The sequence below is a fragment of the Micromonospora sp. 15K316 genome, from assembly GCF_004348525.1.
Taxonomy (GTDB): domain Bacteria; phylum Actinomycetota; class Actinomycetes; order Mycobacteriales; family Micromonosporaceae; genus Micromonospora.
The window spans coordinates 1-1,579 of sequence record NZ_SMKG01000407.1 but is presented as its reverse complement, the minus strand read 5'-3'; the positions used below and the strand labels follow the sequence as shown (position 1 = coordinate 1,579).

Genomic DNA, 1,579 nt, shown 5'->3' with positions numbered 1-1,579 from the left:
CCGACCAGTCGCCCGCCCCACCCGCACCGGACCAGCCGCCGTACGGTCATCACGCGGGCGGCTACCCGCCGGGCCCGCAGTGGGGGCAGCAGCCGCCGTACGCCCCGCAGCCGCCCTACGGGCAGTACGGTCCGTCGCCCGCCGGCCCGGTCCGCACCAACGTGCTCGCGATCCTGTCGTTGATCTTCGCGTTCGTCTTCGCGCCGGCCGGCATCGTCCTGGGCCACCTGGCGAAGCGGCAGTTGCGCACCAGCGGCGAGGAGGGTGACCAGCTCGCCACCTGGGGGCTGATCCTCAGCTACGTCTTCACCGGTCTGGGGCTGCTCGCCTGCTGCGGCTGGCTCGCCGTGGTGATCCTCGCCGGCGGCGACGGCGCCAACTACTGACCATCCGCCGGCACAGCACCACGGCGGCGGGGCGGGCACCCCGTGACGCCCTGGCCCGCTCAGCCGAAATGGGCCTCACGCACGCTGTTGCCGCCGTCGACGACCAGCATCTGCCCGGTGATGTACGACGCGGCCGGCGAGCAGAGGAAGGCGATGGCCGCCGCCACCTCGTCCGGAGTGCCGGGCCGCCCGACCGGCGTACCGAGGCCCTGTTTGATCTCGGCCATGGTGGACGCCGCCGTGTAGATGGTGCCGGGCGCGACCGCGTTCACGGTCACCCCGTCGGCGATCGCCTCCATGGCGAGGGCCCGGGTCAGCCCGACCACGCCGGCCTTGGCCGCGGCGTAGGCCGCCTCGGTGGGCAGCGCGTTGACCGGCCCGGCGGTGGCCGCCAGGTTGACGATGCGCCCCCAGCCGCGTTCGGACATCCCACCGATGAACGCCCGGCTGCACAGGAACGCGGTCGTCAGGTTCCGGTCGATCTCGCCACGCCACTCGTCGTAGCTGAGCTGGGCGACCGGGCGGAGCACCTCCGGGCTGGCCCGGCTCGCCAGGCCGGCGTTGTTGACCAGCACCTCGACGTCGCCGAGCTGTTCGGCGACCGCGTCGGCCAGCGCGCCCACCTCGGACTCGTCGGTCAGATCGGCGACGAACCCGGTGACACCCAGCTCACTCGCCCGTTCGTGGATCCGGCGGGTGGTGGAGACGATGGCCACCCGAGCCCCCAGGTCGGCGAGGCGGCGGGCGGTCGCGTAACCGATGCCGTCCGGGCTGCCCGCTCCGGTGACCAGCGCGACCCGGCCGTCGAGCCGCATCGTCGCCGGTTCCGGCAGCACGGCCGGCGCGTCCTGATCGGCCGGGATGTTCGGTGCGGCCGCACGGTTGCGTCGCGCGAAGCCCGGACGGCTGGCGTCCCGTCTCGGTCGACTGCCGGAGCGGTCCGCGGCGCGCGCGTCGATTGCCATGCCTGGATCCTGCCCGTTCCGACCGGCACGAGCAACGCGGCACCCGGTGCGGGGGGCATCGGGTTCGCGCGGTGCTGGCTACCCTGGCGGCACACGCAGCCACTGGAGAGATCGCATGACCTATCCCCCACCGTCCGGTTGGAACGACCCGGCGGGATCGGGCCAGCAGCCCGGCTCGCCGGCCGATCCGACGCTGCCGATGAGCGGTTCACCGGTACCCGCCCAGCC

Annotated in this window: 2 protein-coding genes; one reads left to right on the top strand and one right to left on the bottom strand. The window is 73.9% G+C overall.

Going from position 1 to position 1,579, the window contains the following annotated elements:
- Window positions 1-386: DUF4190 domain-containing protein (locus E1211_RS33645; protein ID WP_243709803.1), on the top strand; the 386-nt coding region annotated here is incomplete at its 5' end.
- A gap of 59 nt (window positions 387-445) precedes the next feature.
- Here E1211_RS33645 and E1211_RS31985 read toward each other — a convergent pair.
- Window positions 446-1,351, bottom strand: coding sequence for an SDR family NAD(P)-dependent oxidoreductase (locus E1211_RS31985; RefSeq protein WP_132353963.1), 906 nt, complete (start codon window positions 1,349-1,351; stop codon window positions 446-448).
- Window positions 1,352-1,579 lie beyond the last annotated feature (228 nt).

What these genes read in the sequence shown, in the direction of transcription:
- E1211_RS31985 (WP_132353963.1), bottom strand. Translation starts at nt 1,351, where the DNA reads ATGGCAATCGACGCGCGCGCCGCGGACCGCTCCGGCAGTCGACCGAGA.